Source organism: Streptomyces shaanxiensis, assembly GCF_039537145.1.
In the GTDB taxonomy this organism is placed as follows: Bacteria; Actinomycetota; Actinomycetes; order Streptomycetales; family Streptomycetaceae; genus Streptomyces; species Streptomyces shaanxiensis.
Window position 1 is genome coordinate 75,640 of the sequence record NZ_BAAAZY010000010.1, and the last position, 20,613, is coordinate 96,252.

Below are 20,613 nucleotides of genomic sequence, written 5' to 3' on the forward strand. Positions count from 1 at the left end.
CGGTGACGGGCAGCGACGAGGACCCGAGGGTGGCGGAACTGCGGACGGCGGTGTCCCGTCTGCGCCGCGAACTCGCCGCGCACCCGGCCGAGTTCCCGGACCGGATGATCGCCGAGGACGAACTCGCCGCGCTGGCCGCGATGACGATCGACAGGGCGCCGGAGATTCCGCGGCTGCGCAGGTCATTGCTGCTGATCGCCGGCGCGATCGGGTCGGTCAGCGCGTTGTCCCGGGGCCTGTCGGACGTACGCGACGCGGTGGACCTGTTCGGGGAACCGCCGCGCCCCTGAGCCGTGGCCCGCGCTCAGATGTCGACGACCAGCTCGTAGCCGCTGCTCTGCATGTCGTCGCAGAGGACGTAGGCGGCGTCGAAGTGCTCCTTGAACCCCGGGTCACCCTGCCAGGCGCGCATCGAGTCGAGGTCCTGCCAGGCGGCGAAGGACACGAAGGAGTTCGGGTTCTTGAGGTCTCGGATCAGCCGGGCTCCCAGGAGCCCCTGGTGCGCCCCCTTGGTCCAGGTGAGGAATTCCCGCCAGCGCTCGATGAACTCGTCGGCGTTACCCTCCTTGACCTGCCACTTCCCCGAGGACCAGTGCTTGTTCTCCTGCAGCATGGTGGCCACCTCGCTGTGCTGATGGTCCCCTGCTCCCAGGGTAGGCGCGCCCGCGGATCTACGCCGTCGGATTCGAGCTCGCCAGCGCCTCCGACAGCTCCCCGGCCACCTGCTGCAGCACCGGCACGATCTTGTCCGTCGCCGCCTCGGTGACGCGGCCCGCCGGGCCCGAGATCGAAATGGCGGCCGCGGTGGGGGAGTCGGGGACCGAGACCGCGAGGCAGCGGACACCGATCTCCTGCTCGTTGTCGTCGACCGCGTAGCCGTTGCGGCGTACGTCCTCCAGGGCCGCGAGGAAGCCGTCCGGCGTGGTGATCGTCTTCTCCGTGGCGGCGGGCATCCCGGTACGGGACAGCAGCGCGCGCACCTCCTCCGGCGGGAACCCGGCGAGCAGCGCCTTGCCGACGCCGGTGGAGTGCGGCAGCACGCGCCGGCCGACCTCGGTGAACATGCGCATCGAGTGCTTGGACGGCACCTGGGCGACGTACACGATCTCGTCGCCGTCGAGCAGGGCCATGTTCGCCGTCTCGCCGGTCTCCTCGACCAATCGGGCGAGGTACGGCCGCGCCCAGGTGCCCAGCAGGCGGGCGGCGGACTCGCCGAGGCGGATCAGGCGCGGGCCGAGGGCGTAGCGGCGGTTGGGCTGCTGGCGGACGTACCCGCAGGCGACCAGGGTCCGCATGAGGCGGTGGATGGTGGGCAGCGGCAGCCCGCTGCTCGCGGACAGTTCGCTCAGGCCGACCTCGCCCCCCGCGTCCGCCATCCGCTCGAGCAGGTCGAAGGCGCGCTCGAGGGACTGGACACCGCCACTGGCGTTTGACCTGGCGGAGTCGGTGGTGCTGGCGCTGGACGTCGGCACGGCACGTTCCTTTCGGGACCGGTGGGAGGGCAGAAGCCTACCCGTCAGTCGGTTGACTCCCCGCTTGTACGTAGCTACGTTCTGCGTGCTGGAATTCTAATTCCGCTTTGTGGAAACGTCCAGAGAGTGCGGGTCGGGTGCACTGTGGAGAAGTGTGCCCTTGACGGCGCGAGAGCGGGAGTGAAGACTCCTTCAACAGAAAGTTGAATTCCGTTACGCGGAAGTAAACGGCGGCAGAGAGGGGTCCGGGTGTCCGACGCTGAACTGGTGCTGCGCTCGACGCGCGTCATCACACCCGAGGGGACGCGTGCCGCCTCGGTCGCGGTCGCCGGCGGAAAGATCACGGCTGTGCAGCCGTACGACGCCGAAGTCCCGTCCGGCGCCCGACTGGAGGACCTCGGGGACGACGTCCTGCTGCCCGGCCTGGTCGACACGCACGTGCACGTCAACGACCCCGGCCGCACCCACTGGGAGGGCTTCTGGACCGCCACGCGTGCCGCGGCGGCCGGCGGCATCACCACCCTCGTCGACATGCCGCTCAACTCCCTCCCGCCCACCACGACGGTCGACCACCTCCGCACCAAGCAGGACGTCGCCGCCGACAAGGCGCACATCGACGTCGGCTTCTGGGGCGGCGCCCTGCCCGACAACGTCAAGGACCTGCGCCCGCTGCACGAGTCCGGCGTCTTCGGCTTCAAGGCCTTCCTGTCGCCGTCCGGCGTGGACGAGTTCCCGCACCTGAACCAGGACCAGCTCGCCCAGTCCCTGGCCGAGATCGCCTCCTTCGGCGGCCTGCTGATCGTGCACGCCGAGGACCCGCACCATCTCGACGCCGCCCCGCAGCAGGGCGGCCCCAAGTACGCCGACTTCCTGGCCTCGCGCCCGCGCGACGCGGAGGACACCGCGATCGCCCAGCTGATCGCCCAGGCCAAGCGCCTCCACGCGCGCGTGCACGTCCTGCACCTGTCGTCGAGCGACGCGCTGCCGCTGATCGCCGAGGCCAGGCGGGACGGCGTACGGATCACCGTCGAGACCTGCCCGCACTACCTCACCCTGACCGCCGAGGAAGTCCCGGACGGCGCCAGCGAGTTCAAGTGCTGCCCGCCGATCCGCGAGTCCGCCAACCAGGACCTGCTCTGGCAGGCGCTGGCCGACGGCACCATCGACTGTGTGGTGACCGACCACTCGCCCTCCACGGCCGACCTGAAGACCGACGACTTCGCGACCGCATGGGGCGGCATCTCCGGCCTCCAGCTGAGCCTGGCGGCGGTGTGGACCGAGGCACGCAAGCGCGGGCACGGCCTGGAGGACGTGGTCCGCTGGATGTCCGCGCGGACGGCCGAGCTCGTGGGTCTCGACGACCGCAAGGGCGCCATCGAGGCGGGCCGCGACGCCGACTTCGCCGTCCTCGCGCCCGACGAGACGTTCACCGTGGACCCGGCCGCCCTCCAGCACCGCAACCGCGTGACGGCGTATGCGGGCAAGACCCTGTACGGCGTGGTGAAGTCCACCTGGCTGCGCGGCGAACGCATCGTCGCGGACGGCGAGTTCACCGAGCCGAAGGGGCAGCTGCTCTCCCGCACCCCCTGACTGTCTCTCCCGCACCCGCAGCGGCCGACTCCAGAAAGGCACATCCCCGTGACGGCGATACCCAGCTTCACCGGCGACTCGAACCCCTACGGCGGCGGCGACCCCTACGCGGACTACCGCACCGCCGACTTCCCCTTCACCCAGTACGCCAACCTCGCCGACCGCCGGCTGGGCGCCGGTGTCATCGCCGCCAACGACGAGTTCTTCGCCCAGCGCGAGAACCTGCTGGTGCCCGAGCGGGCCGAGTTCGACCCCGAGCACTTCGGGCACAAGGGCAAGATCATGGACGGCTGGGAGACCCGGCGGCGGCGCGGTGCCTCCGCCGAGCACCCGTGGCCGACGGCCGAGGACCACGACTGGGCGCTGGTGCGCCTGGGCGCGCCCGGTGTGATCCGCGGCATCGTCGTCGACACGGCCCACTTCCGCGGCAACTACCCGCAGGCGGTGTCGATCGAGGGCACGTCGGTACCCGGCTCTCCGTCGCCGGAGGAGCTGCTGGCGGACGACGTGAAGTGGACGACCCTCGTGCCGCGCACCCCGGTCGGCGGCCACGCGGCGAATGGTTTCTCCATCGCCGTGGAGCAGCGCTTCACCCACCTCCGGGTCAACCAGCACCCCGACGGCGGCATCGCGCGCCTGCGTGTGTACGGCGAGGTCGTACCCGACCCCGCCTGGCTGTCGGTGCTGGGCACCTTCGACGTGGTCGCGCTGGAGAACGGCGGCCAGGCCGAGGACGCCTCCAACCTCTTCTACTCGCCCGCCACGAACACCATCCAGCCGGGCCGCTCCCGCAAGATGGACGACGGCTGGGAGACGCGCCGACGCCGCGACCGGGGCAACGACTGGATCCGCTACCGGCTGGCGGCGCAGTCCCAGATCCGGGCGATCGAGATCGACACGGCGTACCTGAAGGGCAACAGCGCGGGCTGGGCGTCGGTCTCGGTGAAGGATGCCGATGAGAGCGGGGCCGGCGACTGGCAGGAGATCCTCCCGCGCACCCGACTCCAGCCCGACACCAACCACCGTTTCGTCCTGCCGACCCCCGCCGTCGGCACGCACGCGCGCGTGGACATCTTCCCGGACGGCGGCATCTCCCGACTGCGCCTGCACGGCTCCCTGACGGAGCAGGGCGCGGCGGGGCTGGCGGCGCGGCATCAGGAGCTGGGCGGCTGAGCCCGGACTCCCTCGCATCCTCAGACGCCGGCCCCGGCATTGCAGCCCGTCCGGCGTTTGAGGGCGAGGCCCTTTCGGGGGCCGAAGCGGGGCTCTGGGGGCGGCAGCCCCCAGGGACGGGCACCGGACCACACCCGCACCCTGGTCCGGCCCAACCGCCGCAGGCCTACGCCGCGTGGCCCCCGTCCACCGAGAACTCCGCCCCCGTGACGTAGTCCGCCCCGGCCAGGTACGCCACCGTGGACGCCACCTCGTCGGCCGTGCCGAAGCGGCCGAGGGCGGTCATCGCCGCCTGGCCGGGCGCGAAAGGGCCGTCGGCCGGGTTCAGATCCGTGTCGATGGGCCCCGGGTGGACGATGTTCGCCGTGATCCCACGCGGGCCCAACTCGCGGGCCAGGGCCTTCGTCAGGCCGATGAGGGCCGACTTGCTGGTGGCGTAGAGCGTGCCGCCGGGGCCCGGAACCCGCTGGGACATGCATGTGCCGATGGTGATGATCCGGCCTCCGGCGCCCATGCGGGCCGCCCCGGCCTGGGAGGCCAGGAAGACGCCCCGGACGTTCACGGCGAGGACCCGGTCCACGTCCGTGAGCGAGAGCCCCTCCAGCGGGCCCAGCACGCCGACACCGGCGTTGTTCACCAGCACGTCCAGACCCCCGAGGGCGTCCGCCGTACGCCCCACCGCGCTCGCCGCCTCCTGCGGGTCGGCGGCGTCCGCACGCAGGGCCACGCCCCGCCGTCCGAGGGCTTCGACGGCCCGTACGAGCTCCTCGGCCGACTCCTTGCCGTTCACATAGGTCACAGCGACGTCCGCGCCTTCCCGCGCGAGCCGCAGTGCCGTCGCCGCGCCGATGCCCCGGCTGCCGCCGGTGACCAGAGCCACCTTGCCGTGCAGGGTTCCGTGAGTGGCTGTCGTGGGTTCATGGATGGTTGTCATGGGTCCATCCCAGCGCCGTGCGGACCGAAGTGCTGGCGGTGAACGGACACCGAGATCGTGGAGCTCGACCACCGGTGAAAGTGCACGCGACGCACCGATGAGTTGCGGGTGCCGACGGGGTCTGAGGTGATGAACAGCAGACCGCACCCCCGAAAAGAGGCACTCCTCATGGGCAAGCTCGTCTCGACCCTCTTCGTCACGCTCGACGGCGTCTACCAGGCACCCGGCGGCCGGGAGGAGGACACCCGCGGCGGCTTCGAGCACGGCGGCTGGGTCTTTCCGTACGCCGACGACGAATTCGGCCAGTTCATCAACGAGGTCTTCGGGCGCCCGGCCGCCTTCCTCCTCGGACGCCGTACGTACGACATCTTCGCGGCGTTCTGGCCGAAGGTGACCGACCCCGCCGACCCGGTCGCGTCCAAGCTCAACGCACTCCCGAAGTACGTCGCCTCCTCGACGCTGACGGACCCCGAGTGGGCCGGCACCACCGTGATCAGCGGCGATCTCGCCAAGGAGGTCACCGCCCTGAAGGAGCGCACCGACGGCGAACTCCAGGTCCACGGCAGTGGCGCCCTCGTCAGGTCGCTGCTGGCCCACGACCTCGTCGACACCCTCCACCTGCTGACGTTCCCGGTCGTGCTCGGCGCGGGCCACCGCCTGTTCACGGAGGGCGCCGTGCCCACCAAGTTCGAGCACACCGGCGGCCTCACGACGAGCACCGGCGTCGCCATCCACTCGTACGACCTGGCCGGACGCCCCGACTACGGCACGTTCGGGCTCCCCGAGAACGCGTGACGACCCCTTCGCCGGCGTTCTCGCACGACCGCCTCATGGAGATCGCGTGAGGACGCCGGGGCGCACGTTAACTTCCCGAAAACTCATCGGACTTGCCGGGAAAATCTCCGGTCTTGACATTGACATGCCACTGTCTACGCGCGTCATCATGAAGCCATGAGATTCCCCCCACGAATCACCCGCATCGGCGCCGCGGCCGCCGTCCTGTCCGCCCTCCTCGTCGGCGGCACCGTCACCGCCACCCCGGCGGCCGCCGCGGTCGGCAGCATCTGCTACACCGACCTGCCCTCCCAGGCGCACGACACGCTCGACCTGATCGAGCAGGGCGGTCCCTACCCGTACTCGCAGGACGGCACCGTCTTCCAGAACCGGGAAGGCATCCTGCCCAGCCAGTCGTCCGGGTACTACCACGAGTACACGGTCATCACGCCTGGTTCCTCCACGCGTGGCGCTCGCCGGATCGTCACCGGTGAGGAGAACCAGGAGGACTACTACACGGCCGACCACTACGAGTCGTTCGACCTGGTCAACTACGGCTGCTGAGCCCCTGAAGGTCACGGTCGACGCCGAGGAACGGCGCGATCGGCCGGAAGTCCGGTCCGAGCTCAGCCGGACTTCCGGCTCCCGGCGGCCGCGAACAGCGCGAACGCCAGCACGAGCAGTGCGACGCTCGCGTAGATCTCGAAGCCGTCGAGGAAGCCGAGCCGCTGTACGAGACCCCAGTCCCAGTCGGTGAACTCGTGCACCAGGCCGGCGACGCCCTGCACCAGGGCGATGAATCCGAGGATCTCCAACAACTGCTTCATGCCATGACTCTCGCCCCGCGGACCCCCCACGCCAATCGGCCGCGGGGCGAGCCATGTCCGCCGGAAGTCCACGTTCCGGGCGGCTCGCAGCGACCAAGGTCTCCGATGCCGCGACTTTGGTCGGCGATCACGCCCGTACGGACGCGCCGGGACCCCGTACTGCGTAGATTTGTCGACCGTGAGTGGTGACAAGCAGGTGTCCGCACCGCAGGCGTTCGCGGGGCGGCGCTGGCTGCTGCCCTCGGCTCTGATCAAGGAGTTCGACCCGGACCCCGAGCGTTCCGGGCGGCCCCGGCGCACCGCCCGCGACTGGGTGGTCGACTTCACCTGCTTCCTGCTGGCCGTGTTCATCGGGCTGCTCGCCGCGGACACGATGAAGAGCGAGGACCTTCCGCCGGGCTACGCCGCCTTCGACCAGCTGGTGGGCGCGCTCTCCTGCGCCGCGGTGTGGCTGCGGCGCCGCTGGCCGGTCGGATTCGCCGTCGCGATGGTCCCGCTCGCCCTCGTGTCGAGCACCGCGGGCGGCGCGAGCCTCATCGCCCTGTTCACCCTCGCCGTGCACCGGCCCTTCCGGTACGTGGCCTGGGTCGCCGGAGCGTACGCGGTGCTGAACCCGGTGTACTTCCTGTACCGCCCCGAGCCCGACCTGTCGTACCTGTGGTCGGTCTTCCTGGCCTCGCTGCTGACCGTGGCGGTGGTCGGCTGGGGCATGGTCGCCCGGTCCAAACGGCAGCTCATGGTGAGCCTGCGCGACCGTGCCCGGCGCGCCGAGACGGAGGCGCGGCTGCGTGCCGAGCAGGCGCAGCGGCTCGCCCGTGAGGCCATCGCCCGGGAGATGCACGACGTCCTCGCCCATCGGCTGACCCTGCTCAGCGTGCACGCGGGCGCGCTGGAGTTCCGGCCCGACGCGCCTCGCGAGGAGATCGCGCGGGCGGCCGGTGTCATCCGGGAGAGCGCCCACGAGGCCCTCCAGGACCTGCGGGAGATCATCGGCGTGCTGCGGACGGGCGAGGGCGACGACGCGGGCCGCCCGCAACCGACCCTCGCAGCCCTGGAGGGGCTCGTCACGGAGTCCCGCGAGGCGGGCATGAAGGTCACCCTCGACCAGCGCGTCACCGACCCGGCCGCCGTGCCCGCCTCCGTCGGTCGCACCGCCTACCGCATCGCACAGGAGGGCCTGACCAATGCCCGTAAGCACGCTCCCGGCACGGAGGTGACGGTGACGGTGACCGGCGCGCCGGGCGAGGGACTGTCCGTGGCGGTGCGCAATCCCGCGCCCGAGGGCGAGGTTCCGCATGTGCCCGGCTCCGGGCAGGGCCTGATCGGCCTGACGGAGCGGGCCACGCTGACGGGCGGCCGGCTGGAGCACGGGCCGGCCGCGGACGGGGGCTTCGAAGTGCGGGGCTGGCTGCCGTGGGGGTGATGCCGGGCGGTCCGACCGCGCGGTGCCCGAAGGCCGCCTGTGTGGGGGCCGTTGCGGGACAGTCAGTTCCGCATCCACGCGCGCGTGCGTCATGGGATCACCGCTCGTGCCCGAGGGGCACGCTCCACGCCGTCCCGGCACCTCCACGCCGTACAACCGTGATTACGTAAGGCACATGACTGCGATCAGACTCCTCCTCGTCGACGACGACCCGTTGGTCCGGGCCGGCCTGTCCTTCATGCTGGGCGGCGCCGACGACATCGAGATCGTCGGTGAGGCGGCCGACGGCGCCGAGGTCGAGACGCTGGTCGACCGCACCCGCCCCGACGTGGTCCTGATGGACATCCGGATGCCGTCGGTCGACGGGCTCACGGCCACCGAGCGGCTGCGTGGCAGGAAGGACGCCCCGCAGGTCGTGCTGCTGACCACCTTCCACGCCGACGAGCAGGTGCTGCGCGCCCTGCGCGCCGGAGCCGCCGGGTTCGTGCTCAAGGACACCCCGCCCGCCGAGATCGTCGACGCCGTGCGCCGCGTGGCGGCCGGCGACCCGGTCCTGTCGCCCACCGTGACACGCCAGTTGATGGACCACGCGGCCGGCACCGCCGCCGACACCCGCCGCACGCGCGCGCGTGAGCGGCTCGCCGCGCTCAACGACCGCGAGCGCGAAGTCGCCGTCGTGGTGGGCCGGGGACTGTCCAACGCCGAGATCGCCGCGGAGCTCTTCATGAGCGTCGCCACCGTCAAGACCCATGTCTCCCGCGTCCTGGCCAAGCTCGACCTCAACAACCGGGTGCAGATCGCCCTGTTGGCGTACGACGCGGGACTTCTGGAGGAACTGGAGGGCGACGGGCACTAGTCGGGGCTGCCGCGCGTTGTCGGTGTGGTGGAAGGGGGAGCACTATGGCAGAAGTGATCGACCTGGGGGAGTTCGGCCAGGGGTTTCGCGAGAACCCGCACCCGGTGTACGCGCACTTGCGGGAACGGGGCCCGGTGCACCGTGTGCGGCTGCCCGACTGGCAGTCCGAGGTGTGGCTCGTCGTCGGGCACGAGGAGGCGCGCGCGGTTCTCGCCGACCAGCGGCTCTCGAAAGACGGCGCCAAGATCGGCTTCAAGTCGCTCGAAGAGGAGCTGATCGGGAAGAACCTGCTGGCCACCGATCCGCCCCAGCACACCCGGCTGCGCGGGCTCATCTCGCGTGCCTTCACCATGCGCCGCGTGGAGGAGCTACGGCCGAGAATCCAGCAGATCACCGACGCCCTGCTCGACGAAATGCTGCCGCGGGGCCGCGCCGACCTCGTGGAGGCTCTCGCCTACCCGCTGCCGCTCACTGTCATCTGCGAACTGCTCGGCGTGCCCGAGATGGACCGCGTGGCGTTCCGCGAAAGGTCGACCGAGGCGATCGCGCCCACCAGCCCGGGCAAGGAGGTCGACGCCTTCGTCGCCCTGGGCGCCTACTTCACCGACCTGATCGAGGCCAAGAGGCGCACCGGGTCCAGCGGTGACCTGCTGAGCGACCTGATCCGCACCACGGCCGAGGACGGCGACCGGCTCTCCCCGGACGAACTGCGGGGCATGGCCTTCATCCTGCTGATCGCCGGGCACGAGACCACGGTCAACCTCATCACCAGCGGCGTGCACGCTCTGCTCACCCACCCTGATCAACTCGCCGCCCTGCGCGCCGACATGACCCTTCTCGACGGCGCGGTCGAGGAGATGCTGCGCCACGAAGGCCCGGTGGAGACGGCGACCTTCCGGTATGCCGCCGAGCCGCTGGAGATCGCCGGCGTCTCCGTCGAGAAGGGCGAACCGGTGATGGTCGGCCTCACTGCGGCCAACCGGGACGGGAGCCGCTATGCCGCTCCCGACGCCTTCGACATCCGCCGTGAGACCCGAGGCCACGTCGCCTTCGGCCACGGCATCCACTACTGCCTGGGCGCACCCCTGGCCCGTCTGGAGGCCCGCACGGCGATACGGTCCCTGCTGGAGCGCGCTCCCGACCTGGCGCCGGACGGCCCGCCGGGGGAGTGGCTGCCGGGCATGCTGATACGGGGGGTGCGAAGCCTGCCGGTGCGCTGGTAGCGGCTGTGCCCCGTGGGCCTTCGAGTCCCGGCTTCACAGAGCCGCAGCCTGAGCCCCGCCCGCAAGTTCCACGAGTGCGACCGGTCTTCGCTCGCGCCGCGAGACCTCGCAGGCCTCCGCGATCCGCAGCGCCTGCAAGGCCTCCCGTCCGTCGCAGGGGTTGGCCCGCTCCCCGCGGACCACCTCCACGAACGCGTTCAGCTCCGCCTCGTACGCAGGCCCGAACCGCTCCAGGAACCCCGACCACGGCTTGTCCGCCGCGGGCGGCCCGGTCGGCTCGGTGGACGCGATCGGCGTACGGTCGTCGAGGCCGACCACGATCTGGTCCAACTCTCCGGCCAGCTCCATGCGTACGTCGTACCCGGCGCCGTTCAGCCGCGTCGCCGTCGCCGTGGCGAGCGTGCTGTCGTCCAGCGTGATCACCACCGCCGCCGTGTCGACGTCGCCGGCCTCGCGGAACATCACGGGCCCGGCGTCCGACCCGGCCGCGTACACGTCGACGACCTCGCGCCCTGTCACCCAGCGCAGCACGTCGAAGTCGTGGATCAGCGTGTCCCGGTACAGCCCGCCGGACAGCGGCAGCCAGGAGACCGGCGGCGGCGCCTGGTCGCTGGTCAGCGCGCGCACCGTGTGCAGGCGCCCGAGCCGCCCGGACCGCACCGCCTCGCGCGCGCCCGTGTATCCCGGGTCGAAGCGGCGCTGGAAGCCCATCTGGAGAATCGTCCCGGCCGTCTCCACCTCCCCGATCGCCTGCAACGTGCCCGGCAGATCGAGCGCTATGGGCTTCTCGCAGAACACCGGAAGCCCCGCCCGTGCTGCCCGACCGATCAGTTCGGCATGGGCAGACGTCGCTGTGGTGATCACCACAGCGTCCACGCCCCACCTGAAGATCTCGTCCACCCCGGGCGCCGCCGTCTCGCCCAGCCGTTGCGCCAGCGCCTGGGCCCGCGCGGCGTCCGCGTCCGTGAGGATCAGGGAGCCGACGTCGCGGTGCCGGCTCAGCGTGTTGGCGTGAATCGTGCCGATGCGGCCCGTACCGATGACCCCGATGCGCATGGAAACAAAGTGCGGGTTCAATGCGTACCCTGTCAATGCATATGTCAGGACAATCGAACTACACTACTTCCCGTCAACAACGCGTAGAGCTACGCTCGGCCCGTGCCGAAACCAGAAGTGGACCCGACCGTGGAACTCGAGCTCAGTGTGGACCGGAGCAGTCCGGTGCCGTTGTACTTCCAGCTGTCCCAGCAGCTCGAGGCCGCGATCGAGCACGGAGCGCTCACCCCCGGCAGCCTGCTGGGCAACGAGATCGAACTTGCCGCCCGCCTCGGCCTGTCCCGGCCGACCGTCCGCCAGGCCATCCAGTCGCTCGTCGACAAGGGCCTGCTGGTGCGCCGCCGAGGCGTCGGGACGCAGGTCGTGCACAGCCAGGTCAAGCGGCCGCTGGAGCTCAGCAGCCTCTACGACGACCTGGAGTCGGCCGGTCAGCGCCCGGCGACCAGGGTGATCGTCAACACCGTCGTCCCGGCGTCCGCCGAGGTCGCGGCCGCGCTCGGGGTGGCCGAGGACAGCGACGTGCACCGGATCGAGCGGCTGCGCCTCGCGCACGGCGAGCCGATGGCGTACCTGTGCAACTACCTGCCGCCCGCCCTGATCGACCTGGACACCGCGCAGCTGGAGGCCACCGGCCTCTACCGCCTGATGCGTGCCGCCGGGATCACCCTGCACAGCGCCCGCCAGACCATCGGCGCCCGCGCGGCCAGCGCCGTCGAGGCCGAACGCCTCGCGGAGGAGGAGGGCGCCCCGCTGCTCACCATGCAGCGGGTGACGTTCGACGACACGGGCCGAGCGGTGGAGTACGGCACGCACACGTACCGGCCGACGCGGTACTCGTTCGAGTTCCAGTTGCTGGTGCGGTCATGAGCCCGGCTGCCGTACGGTCCTGACCGAGAGGGAGTCAGGGAACCCGGCTGGTCGCAATGTCCGGACAAAGTGCTGTGACCTGCGCCCCCCTTTGGCGCCCCGTTCGGCACCCAGCGTGAGCGTGCGGCAGAATCGGCCCTGATGAGCACCTACCGCGACTTCACGGCCCCCATCGGCTCCCGCCGAGCCCCCGTGCTCCGAACGGTCGGCTCCCGGGAACGCCGGTCACACCTGACCGCACCCCGGGTGCCGACGGTCGGTATCGACATCGGTGGCACCAAGGTGATGGCGGGCGTCGTAGACGCCGACGGCAACATCCTGGAGAAGCTCCGCACGGAGACGCCGGACAAGTCCAAGAGCCCGAAGGTCGTCGAGGACACCATCGTCGAGCTGGTCCTGGACCTGTCCGACCGCCACGACGTGCACGCCGTCGGCATCGGCGCGGCCGGCTGGGTCGACGCCGACCGCAACCGCGTGCTGTTCGCACCCCACCTGTCCTGGCGCAACGAGCCCCTTCGGGACCGCCTCGCCGACCGGCTCGCCGTGCCCGTCCTGGTCGACAACGACGCCAACTCCGCCGCCTGGGCCGAGTGGCGCTTCGGGGCCGGCCGTGGCGAGGACCACCTCGTCATGATCACGCTGGGCACCGGCATCGGCGGCGCGATCCTGGAGGACGGTCAGGTCAAGCGCGGCAAGTACGGCGTCGCCGGCGAGTTCGGCCACATGCAGGTGGTCCCCGGAGGGCACCGCTGCGCGTGCGGCAACCGCGGCTGCTGGGAGCAGTACAGCTCCGGCAACGCGCTGGTGCGCGAGGCGAAGGAGCTGGCCGCCGCCGACTCTCCGGTGGCGTACGGGATCATCGAGCACGTCAAGGGCCAGATCGGCGACATCACCGGCCCGATGATCACGGAGCTGGCCCGTGACGGCGACGCCATGTGCATCGAGCTGCTGCAGGACATCGGCCAGTGGCTCGGCGTCGGCATCGCCAACCTCGCGGCGGCCCTGGACCCGTCCTGCTTCGTCATCGGCGGCGGTGTCTCGGCCGCCGACGACCTGCTGATCGGCCCCGCGCGCGACGCCTTCAAGCGCCACCTCACCGGCCGCGGCTACCGCCCCGAGGCCCGCATCACCCGGGCCCAGCTGGGCCCCGAGGCCGGCATGGTAGGCGCCGCCGACCTGGCCCGCCTGGTCGCCCGCCGCTTCCGCCGCGCCAACCGGCGCCGGGTCGAGCGCTACGAGCGCTACGCCCGGTTCGCGGAGGCCCGCCGTGCGTCGCAGGGGCCGGCCTGACCGTGACCGTACCCCGCCAGGCCGACTCCCCGGACGAGCCCCAGAAGCCGGCCGAGGACCGTCGCCACATGATCCGCCGCAGGGCGCTCACCCTGCTCATCATCGTGCTGCTGATCGGCGTACCCGCCGGCTATCTCGTCATCTCCGCCAACCAGAGCCGCGAGAGCGGCAAGGACAAGGAGGAGAAGTACTCGGCGACCGGCCTCACCCCGCACTGGCCGTCGAGGGTCCAGCGCCGCATCTACCAGGTGACGATCCCGGTTCCGTCGTACAACGTCGGCTACTACGAGACGAACAACTGGCGGACCAGCAGGCTCTACGTCCAGTTCTCGACCACCGACGAGAACCTGGACGCCTACCTGGCGACCATGGGCCTCGACCGGGACGACCTGAAGCCGGACGAGATCACCATCAGCGCCCGCGACCAGAAGATCACCGGCTGGAACTTCACGAGCCCGGGCCCCTGGTACGGCCTCATCCACCACCAGAAGAACCCGGCTCCCACGCACGACGTCGTCGTGAGCATGGCCGACCCGGAGAATCCGTTCGTGTACGTCGTCTCGCGCACGGTCCCTTGATCACACCGTGAGACACCCGGTCCGAGCCGGTCGCCGGGGCCGATTGTCAGACCCCGCCCGTAGAGTCGAAGACGGTTGATCCGACTCATGGGCGGGAGGTGACAGGACGTATGAGCGACAGGGCCGCGCACAGCGGCGGCACGGCGGTGGCCGAGCGTGCGGGGGAGACCGTCCCCGTCCGGCTCGCGGCCGTCTTCCTGCCCGCGCCCCTCCCGCGCGCGGGGCGGATGGCCTTCTGGGACCCCGAGGGCGGCCCGCTGCCCGGCGAGGACACCGAACTCACTGTCGTACGACGCCATGGAGCCGGAGTCCGCCGCAGGACCACCCCCGCGCTGTCGTTGCCGCTCGCCGAGGCGCTGCCGCTGCTCGTGCGCGCCCGGCGCGATCCGGCCGCCCACCCCGCCACCGCCTGCTGGGGCGCGGCCGCGCTGCACGCCCTGCGGCTCACCGCGCGCGGCCGGCTGCTGCCCGGCCTGACCCCGGCCGGCCACGACGCCTGGCGGGCCGGCCCCCTCGACCCGGACGACATCGCACACCTGCGAGCGGTCGCCGCGGCCCTGCCGTACGAAGGGCACGCGGTGCCCCTGACCGGCCCGGGCCCGCTGCGGCTGCCCGAGCCGGAGGCGCTGATGCGCTCCTTCCTGGACGCGGTGGCGGACACCCTGCCCCGCACCCCCGCCGCCCCCCACACCTCGGGGAGGCCCTTCGCCGCACGCGAGGCACAGCGCCTGCCCGACGCACACGACTGGGCGGCCGAAGTCGCCGCGGGCATGGACGCGGGCGTGCGGATCTCGCTCCGACTGGATCTGTCGGCCTACGACCTCTTCGACGACAGCGGTGACGGCGTACGCCGTGCCGGCGCGGCGATCGTCCAGGTGCACAGCCTCGCCGACCCCACCCTGGTGGCCGACGCGGCAGCCCTCTGGTCCGGCGGGGCGGACGCGGCGTTCGGGCCACGCGCGCGCGTGGACGCGGCGCTGGCGGTGCGGCGCGCGGCCCGGGTGTGGGCACCGCTCGACCGGCTGTCCGAGCAGGACGCGCCCGACGTGCTGGCCCTGTCCGACGAGGAGTTGGGCGACCTGCTGGGCGTGGCCGCGACGCGGCTCGCGGCGGCCGGGGTGGCGGTGCACTGGCCCCGGGACCTGGCCCACGACCTGAGCGCGGCCGCGGTCGTACGGCCCGCGCCGGGCTCGGCGACCGACGGCACCGGCTTCTTCGAGAGCGAGGAACTGCTCCAGTTCCGCTGGCAGTTGGCGATCGGCGGCGACCCGCTCACCGATGCCGAGATGGACGAACTCGCCGAGGCGCACCGCCCGGTCGTCCGGCTGCGGGACCGCTGGGTGCTCGTCGATCCGGGCCTCGTCCGCAAGGCCCGCAAGCGCGAACTGGGCCTGCTCGACCCGGTCGACGCGCTGTCCGTCGCCCTCACCGGCAGCGCGGAGGTCGACGGCGAGACGGTCGAGGCGGTACCGGTCGGCACCCTGGCGGCCCTGCGTGACCGGCTGACGGCGGGGGTGCGGCCGGCCGAACCGCCACCGGGACTGCGGGCCACCTTGCGGGACTACCAACTCCGGGGCCTGGCCTGGCTGGACCTCATGACGTCCTTGGGGCTCGGCGGCTGTCTGGCCGACGACATGGGACTGGGCAAGACGATCACGGTCATCGCCCTGCACCTCAAGCGCGCCCGGACGGCCCCGACCCTGGTGGTCTGCCCGGCCTCCCTGCTCGGCAACTGGCAACGGGAGATCACCCGTTTCGCGCCCGGCGTCCCCGTCCGCCGCTTCCACGGCCCGGACCGCACCCTGGAGGACCTGGACGGCGGCTTCGTCCTCACCACGTACGGCACGATGCGGTCCACGGCGGCGACGCTGGCCCGGCACGACTGGGGCATGGTCGTCGCCGACGAGGCCCAGCACGTCAAGAACCCGTACTCGGCGACGGCAAAGGCCCTGCGCACGATCCCGACACCCGCGCGCGTGGCGCTGACCGGCACACCGGTCGAGAACAACCTCTCCGAGCTGTGGGCCCTGCTCGACTGGACGACGCCTGGTCTGCTCGGCCCCCTCAAGTCCTTCCGCGCCCGGCACGCGCGCGCGGTGGAGAACGGCGAGGACGAGGAGGCGGTGACCCGGCTGGCAGCCCTGGTCCGCCCCTTCCTGCTGCGCCGCAAGAAGTCCGACCCCGGCATCGTGCCCGAACTGCCGCCCAAGACGGAGACCGACCACCCGGTCCCGCTCACCCGTGAACAGGCGGCGCTCTACGAGGCGGTGGTGCGTGAGTCGATGCTCGCGATCGAGACGTCGGAGGGGATCGCGCGCAGGGGCCTGGTCCTGAAGCTCCTCACGTCCCTCAAGCAGATCTGCAACCACCCCGCGCTGTACCTGAAGGAGGAGGCGGCGACGCCGACCGAGCGACTGGCCGCCCGCTCCGGCAAGTTGACGCTGCTGGACGAGCTACTGGACACCGTGCTGTCGGAGGACGGCTCGGCGCTGGTCTTCACGCAGTACGTGGGGATGGCCCGGCTGATCGCCTCCCACCTCGCCGCCCGGGCGGTCCCCGTCGACCTGCTGCACGGCGGCACGCCGGTCCCGGACCGCGAACGGATGGTGGACCGCTTCCAGAGCGGCGCGACACCGGTCCTTGTCCTGTCCCTGAAGGCGGCGGGCACCGGCCTGAACCTGACCCGCGCGGGCCATGTCGTCCACTTCGACCGCTGGTGGAACCCGGCCGTGGAGGAACAGGCCACCGACCGCGCCTACCGCATCGGCCAGACCCAGCCCGTCCAGGTCCACCGCCTCATCACCGAGGGCACGGTCGAGGACCGTATCGCGGAGATGCTCGAGGCCAAGCGCGCGCTGGCCGACGCCATCCTCGGCTCCGGCGAGTCCGCCCTCACTGAACTGACGGACCGTGAGCTGTCCGACCTCGTGTCGCTGCGGAGGGAGTCATGAACGGGGCGGGGGAGTGGGGGAGTTCGGGCGACCGGGAGTCGGGGACGGGGGAGGTGGAGTTGCGGGAGGTGGAGTCGCGGGAGGTGGAGTCGGGAGAGGCTGAGCTGCGGGAGGCGCAGATGTCCGCCGACGAGCGGCCCACGGACTCCGAGCCGATCGCGGACGAGCCGAGCGGACAGGGGGACGCCGAGCCCCGACCGGCCGATGCGGCACGCCGGGCGCTGCGGGCTGCGCGGGAGGGCCGGGAGGGGATGCCGGGGAGGAACGGGGGGCATGGGCCCGTGTCCGACGACTCCGCGGGTCAGAGTTCGCCGTCGGAGGCGGTGAGTTCCGCAGGGCAGCGCGAGGCGTCCGCGGCCTTCGAGGGCTTGGAATCGGGAGAGAGGCCGTCCGCCGGCGGGGAGTCGGTACGGGAGAGGCACGACCACCCCGCGGCCCGGCCGGGTGATGCGGCCCGTGCGGCGCTGCGGCGTGCGGTAGCCCCTGCCTCCGGTCCCGATCCGGAACGGGGCGGTGCCACCGAGGGGACCCCGACGGAGGGGGCCGACCCCGCGTCCGGCCGACCAGGGGCGCGTCCCGCGGACGTCGCCCGTGAGGCGCTGCGCGCCGCCCTGGGGGAGAGGCGGCGGGCTCAGGCGGAGGCGGCTGACAGGGGAGCCGAGGACACGCGACGGTCGCGCCGAACCGCACCGACCGGTTCCGGGGGTGACCGGGGTGCGGGCGAGGGTGCCGAGGTCCGACGTGCCCGGGATGTACGGAGTTTGCTCGCCGGTGCCTTCCAGATGCCGTCCTGGGACTCGCCCTCCGGCGAGGACGGGGCGGCGCCCGAACCGTCCGCACAGCGGCCGAACCAGCCGACGGACCCCACCGCGGCCTCGCCCTCACCCTCGACTCCGGCGCCCGCCACACCTTCCTCGGAGCCCACCACGTCCCTGCCGCGGACCGATCCAGGCCCACCCAAGGGAGAACTCCCCACAGGAACCACCGCACACCACCCCGTCTTCCGCACGTCCCCCGGACTCCCCCCTCCTGCCGCTCCCCAGGTCCCCCGCACCATGGCCGCCCCCGGCCGCGACGGTGAACTCCGCCGTACGTTCCCCGCCTTCGCGCCCCGCGCCTCCGACAAGGGCGATGCCCGCTTCGCCGCGACCTGGTGGGGCAACGCCTGGGTGAGCGCTCTGGAAGAGGGCGCCCTCGATCCCAAGCGCCTGGCCCGCGGACGCGGTTACGCGGAGCAGGGGCATGTCGACGCCATCACCGTGACGCCGGGGCTTGTGCTGGCGTACGTGCAGGGCAGCCGGCCGCGGCCGTACCGCGTGCAGGTGCGGCTGCGGACGCTCGGTGACGACGACTGGGCGCGGTTCCTTGACGCGGCGGCCGACAGGCCGGGACACATCGCCGCGTTGCTCGACAAGGAGATGCCCCACTCCCTCGCCGAGTGCGGCGTGCCGCTGCTGCCGGGCCCCGGCGACCTTGACCCCCACTGCAGTTGCCCCGACCGCGGCCATCCCTGCAAGCACGCCGCCGCCCTCTGCTACCAGACCGCACGCCTCCTGGACGCCGACCCCTTCGTCCTGCTCCTGCTGCGCGGGCGAGGCGAACGCGAGCTGCTCGACGCCCTGTCCCGTCGCAACGCCACCCGTGCCGCCCGCGCCGCACAGGAGCGGGCACCGGAGCCCCTCCCGGGCGTGCGGGCCACCGACGCCCTCGCGCCGGACCGCCGGCTCCCACCCCTGCCGGCGCCGTTGCCCGCCCCCGCGCACCCGGAGCAGCCCCCGGTCTACCCGGCGGCACCCGGTGGCCCGGACCCCTTCGCGCTGGACCAGTTGGCGACCGACGCCGCAGCCCGCGCCCACGCCCTGCTGAGCACCGGCCGGGACCCGGTCGCCGAACTGACCCTGTGGCAGGACGCGGTGCGGCTCGCCGCCGCCCGGCCCGGTTCCGGCCTCACCGCCACCACCCGCGCCCTGTACTCCTCGCTCGCCTCCGCCGCCGACCGCACCCCGGCCGAGCTGGCCCGCGCGGTCGCCGCGTGGCGCCAGGGCGGCCTGGAGGGTCTCGCCGTACTCGAAGAGCCCTGGGACCCGCCCGCGGGCCGCTTCGACCGGGCCCGCCCCCTCCTTCTCGCCGCAGACCTCCCCGCCTTCCGACCGTGGCGCAACCGCCTCACCCACCCCCGCGGTCATGTCCAACTCCGTCTGGGCCGCGACGGCCTCTGGTACCCGTACGAGTCGGAACCGGGCCACGACGACTGGTGGCCCCACGGCACCCCCGACCTCGACCCGGTCGGCGCCCTGACGGGCCTGGGCACCTCGCCGGAAGGCTGACGACGACCGTGGCGCAAGCCGCCACTTGAGCCGCTCGGCGGGCCACTCCACTGCCGGCGGCATGCAGGCGGGCCCACGGATGCCCCAGTTCTGCTCCCGGCTGGGCGGACCGCTGTCGGTGACGGCGGTCTCGGCGTGGGCCTCGGCCCCTCGCTCGGGACGACGTGGCACAGGTTGTAGATCGCGTCTCGTACGGTCCAGGTGGTCCACGTCGGGGAGTTACATGCAGGTCAGCTCCCTGTGGTCCCGGCGCGTCGCCCGTCCCGCCAAGGCCGGTCGTGGAGCCGGGTCCTTCAGAGCCGGCCTTCACCCGCCCTGCGGCGCCGTACCGCGTACACCGTGCCCCCGCACACCGCGACGGCCACGCCGCCCGCGAGGGCGAGCAGCGGGAGCGCGTCGCTCGGCGGTGTGGAGGCGTTTCCGTCTCCGGTGTCCGTGCCGGCCTCGTGGATGAGGTACGAGTCGGAGACACGAGACCATGTGCACTCGCCGTTCTCGTCCGGGCGCTTGACGAACACGACGAAGTGGCCGATCCCGGTGTGGTCGTCCGGATCGATCTTGCTCCAGAGGGGGATGGACTCGTCGATGCGCAGGCGGAGTTCGAACGTCAGCGTCTCTCGTGGGGCGATTCCGGTCCAGGCAATCCGCCCGTATATGTCCGAGTCCAGGAAGGGGACGCCCTCCCAGACATGCGTCTTGGGATTCTGGAGCTGAACGTCGAGGTGGGCGCTGGTCTCCTCGGGCGAGTCGTCCATCGAGCCCTCGAGGATCGCGCTGGAGTACGCGATCTTGTCGAGGAAGATGTCGAGGTCCTCGAAGGCCGTGTCCGTGAGGTTCTCGACCCTGAAGGTGAAGTCGTGCCAGCCGCTGCCCGCCGTGATGCCCTCGGGCAGGAACAGCGTGGGGCGCAGGCTCCGGTCCTCATTGTCGCCGTCACACTCGTCCCAAACGAATGACGGCGGCGCGGACGCCGATACGGCCACGGACGGGGACTGGGTCGGAGACGTGGACTCCGGAGCGGGCTCCGACGCGGACGCGGAAGGCGAGCCGGAGGCGGGCGTCGCCGTGGCTGTGAGCGAGGGCGTCGGCGACTCGACGGCGTACGCGGTGGTGCCGGTCAGCAGCGTCGCCGGAAGCAACGCTGCGGCGGCCAGCAAAGCCTGACGGTGCCTCATGTTCCGCCTCGGGACGCAGGGACCATTGGTACCCGTGTGACCCTTGTGATCATTCGCCAGTTGTGGCGCCCCGCCACATCGTCACCGGATGTTTCCC

The 20,613-nt window shown here is 72.1% G+C and carries 19 protein-coding genes; 13 read left to right on the forward strand and 6 right to left on the reverse strand.

What is annotated here, in order from left to right; genetic code table 11:
• The first annotated feature begins 2 nt into the window (after positions 1–2).
• On the forward strand, positions 3–290 hold the full coding sequence (locus tag ABD932_RS14380; protein WP_425587480.1) for a DUF5955 family protein: 288 nt from the start codon (positions 3–5) through the stop codon (positions 288–290).
• A 14-nt stretch (positions 291–304) separates the two neighbouring features.
• On the opposite strand, the gene ABD932_RS14385 is transcribed toward ABD932_RS14380, so the two are convergent.
• Complete coding sequence (locus tag ABD932_RS14385) at positions 305–613, reverse strand: antibiotic biosynthesis monooxygenase family protein (protein ID WP_345012523.1); 309 nt, start codon at positions 611–613, stop codon at positions 305–307.
• A gap of 58 nt (positions 614–671) precedes the next feature.
• Positions 672–1,472: an IclR family transcriptional regulator gene (locus ABD932_RS14390; protein WP_345012525.1), complete on the reverse strand. Its 801-nt coding sequence runs from the start codon at positions 1,470–1,472 to the stop codon at positions 672–674.
• 249 nt (positions 1,473–1,721) lie between these two features.
• Between ABD932_RS14390 and allB the strand changes: the two genes are divergently transcribed.
• Together allB and alc are read left to right on the forward strand one after the other, a co-directional pair.
• Positions 1,722–3,062 (forward strand): allantoinase AllB, encoded by a 1,341-nt coding sequence (gene allB, locus ABD932_RS14395; protein ID WP_345012527.1) that lies wholly within the window; start codon positions 1,722–1,724, stop codon positions 3,060–3,062.
• Between the two features lie 48 nt (positions 3,063–3,110).
• On the forward strand, positions 3,111–4,235 hold the full coding sequence (alc, locus tag ABD932_RS14400; RefSeq protein ID WP_345012529.1) for an allantoicase: 1,125 nt from the start codon (positions 3,111–3,113) through the stop codon (positions 4,233–4,235).
• 166 nt (positions 4,236–4,401) lie between these two features.
• Here the strand turns inward: alc and ABD932_RS14405 are convergent, their stop codons facing one another.
• Positions 4,402–5,169: an SDR family oxidoreductase gene (locus ABD932_RS14405; RefSeq protein WP_345012531.1), complete on the reverse strand. Its 768-nt coding sequence runs from the start codon at positions 5,167–5,169 to the stop codon at positions 4,402–4,404.
• Between the two features lie 168 nt (positions 5,170–5,337).
• Here ABD932_RS14405 and ABD932_RS14410 point away from each other — a divergent pair, with 168 nt between their 5' ends.
• Together ABD932_RS14410 and ABD932_RS14415 are read left to right on the forward strand one after the other, a co-directional pair.
• The gene (locus tag ABD932_RS14410) at positions 5,338–5,964 is read left to right on the forward strand and encodes a dihydrofolate reductase family protein (RefSeq protein WP_345012533.1); all 627 of its coding nucleotides are present in this window, start codon (positions 5,338–5,340) and stop codon (positions 5,962–5,964) included.
• A gap of 156 nt (positions 5,965–6,120) precedes the next feature.
• Complete coding sequence (locus ABD932_RS14415; protein ID WP_345012535.1) at positions 6,121–6,507, forward strand: guanyl-specific ribonuclease; 387 nt, start codon at positions 6,121–6,123, stop codon at positions 6,505–6,507.
• A gap of 62 nt (positions 6,508–6,569) precedes the next feature.
• On the opposite strand, the gene ABD932_RS14420 is transcribed toward ABD932_RS14415, so the two are convergent.
• A complete protein-coding gene (locus ABD932_RS14420; RefSeq protein WP_345012537.1) occupies positions 6,570–6,770 on the reverse strand; it encodes a hypothetical protein in 201 nt (66 codons plus the stop codon).
• A gap of 169 nt (positions 6,771–6,939) precedes the next feature.
• On the opposite strand from ABD932_RS14420, the gene ABD932_RS14425 reads away from it, so the two are divergent.
• From ABD932_RS14425 to ABD932_RS14435, 3 genes are all read left to right on the forward strand, one after another.
• Positions 6,940–8,193, forward strand: coding sequence for a sensor histidine kinase (locus ABD932_RS14425; RefSeq protein ID WP_425587462.1), 1,254 nt, complete (start codon positions 6,940–6,942; stop codon positions 8,191–8,193).
• Between the two features lie 175 nt (positions 8,194–8,368).
• The gene (locus ABD932_RS14430) at positions 8,369–9,049 is read left to right on the forward strand and encodes a response regulator transcription factor (RefSeq protein WP_345012541.1); all 681 of its coding nucleotides are present in this window, start codon (positions 8,369–8,371) and stop codon (positions 9,047–9,049) included.
• Between the two features lie 44 nt (positions 9,050–9,093).
• On the forward strand, positions 9,094–10,272 hold the full coding sequence (locus tag ABD932_RS14435; RefSeq protein WP_345012543.1) for a cytochrome P450 family protein: 1,179 nt from the start codon (positions 9,094–9,096) through the stop codon (positions 10,270–10,272).
• Positions 10,273–10,305: 33 nt separating this feature from the next.
• Here ABD932_RS14435 and ABD932_RS14440 read toward each other — a convergent pair whose 3' ends face one another.
• Positions 10,306–11,328 (reverse strand): Gfo/Idh/MocA family protein, encoded by a 1,023-nt coding sequence (locus tag ABD932_RS14440; RefSeq protein ID WP_345012545.1) that lies wholly within the window; start codon positions 11,326–11,328, stop codon positions 10,306–10,308.
• 129 nt (positions 11,329–11,457) lie between these two features.
• Between ABD932_RS14440 and ABD932_RS14445 the strand changes: the two genes are divergently transcribed.
• The 5 genes from ABD932_RS14445 to ABD932_RS14465 all read left to right on the forward strand — a co-directional run bounded on the left by ABD932_RS14445 (position 11,458) and on the right by ABD932_RS14465 (position 19,341).
• Entirely contained in the window at positions 11,458–12,195 is a 738-nt protein-coding gene (locus tag ABD932_RS14445) for a GntR family transcriptional regulator (RefSeq protein WP_345014391.1), read from the forward strand.
• A gap of 141 nt (positions 12,196–12,336) precedes the next feature.
• Positions 12,337–13,485, forward strand: a complete 1,149-nt coding sequence (locus ABD932_RS14450; protein ID WP_345012547.1) for an ROK family glucokinase — start codon at positions 12,337–12,339, stop codon at positions 13,483–13,485.
• Entirely contained in the window at positions 13,482–14,063 is a 582-nt protein-coding gene (locus ABD932_RS14455; protein WP_345014393.1) for a sugar kinase, read from the forward strand. The genes ABD932_RS14450 and ABD932_RS14455 overlap by 4 nt, the downstream gene beginning before the upstream one ends.
• 110 nt (positions 14,064–14,173) lie before the next feature.
• On the forward strand, positions 14,174–17,014 hold the full coding sequence (locus ABD932_RS14460; protein ID WP_345012549.1) for an SNF2-related protein: 2,841 nt from the start codon (positions 14,174–14,176) through the stop codon (positions 17,012–17,014).
• Positions 17,011–19,341 carry an SWIM zinc finger family protein gene (locus ABD932_RS14465; RefSeq protein WP_345012551.1) on the forward strand — a complete coding sequence of 777 codons (2,331 nt, stop codon included), beginning with the start codon at positions 17,011–17,013 and terminating at the stop codon, positions 19,339–19,341. The genes ABD932_RS14460 and ABD932_RS14465 overlap by 4 nt, the downstream gene beginning before the upstream one ends.
• A 293-nt stretch (positions 19,342–19,634) precedes the next feature.
• On the opposite strand, the gene ABD932_RS14470 is transcribed toward ABD932_RS14465, so the two are convergent.
• A complete protein-coding gene (locus ABD932_RS14470; protein WP_345012553.1) occupies positions 19,635–20,498 on the reverse strand; it encodes a hypothetical protein in 864 nt (287 codons plus the stop codon).
• Between the last annotated feature and the right edge of the window lie 115 nt (positions 20,499–20,613).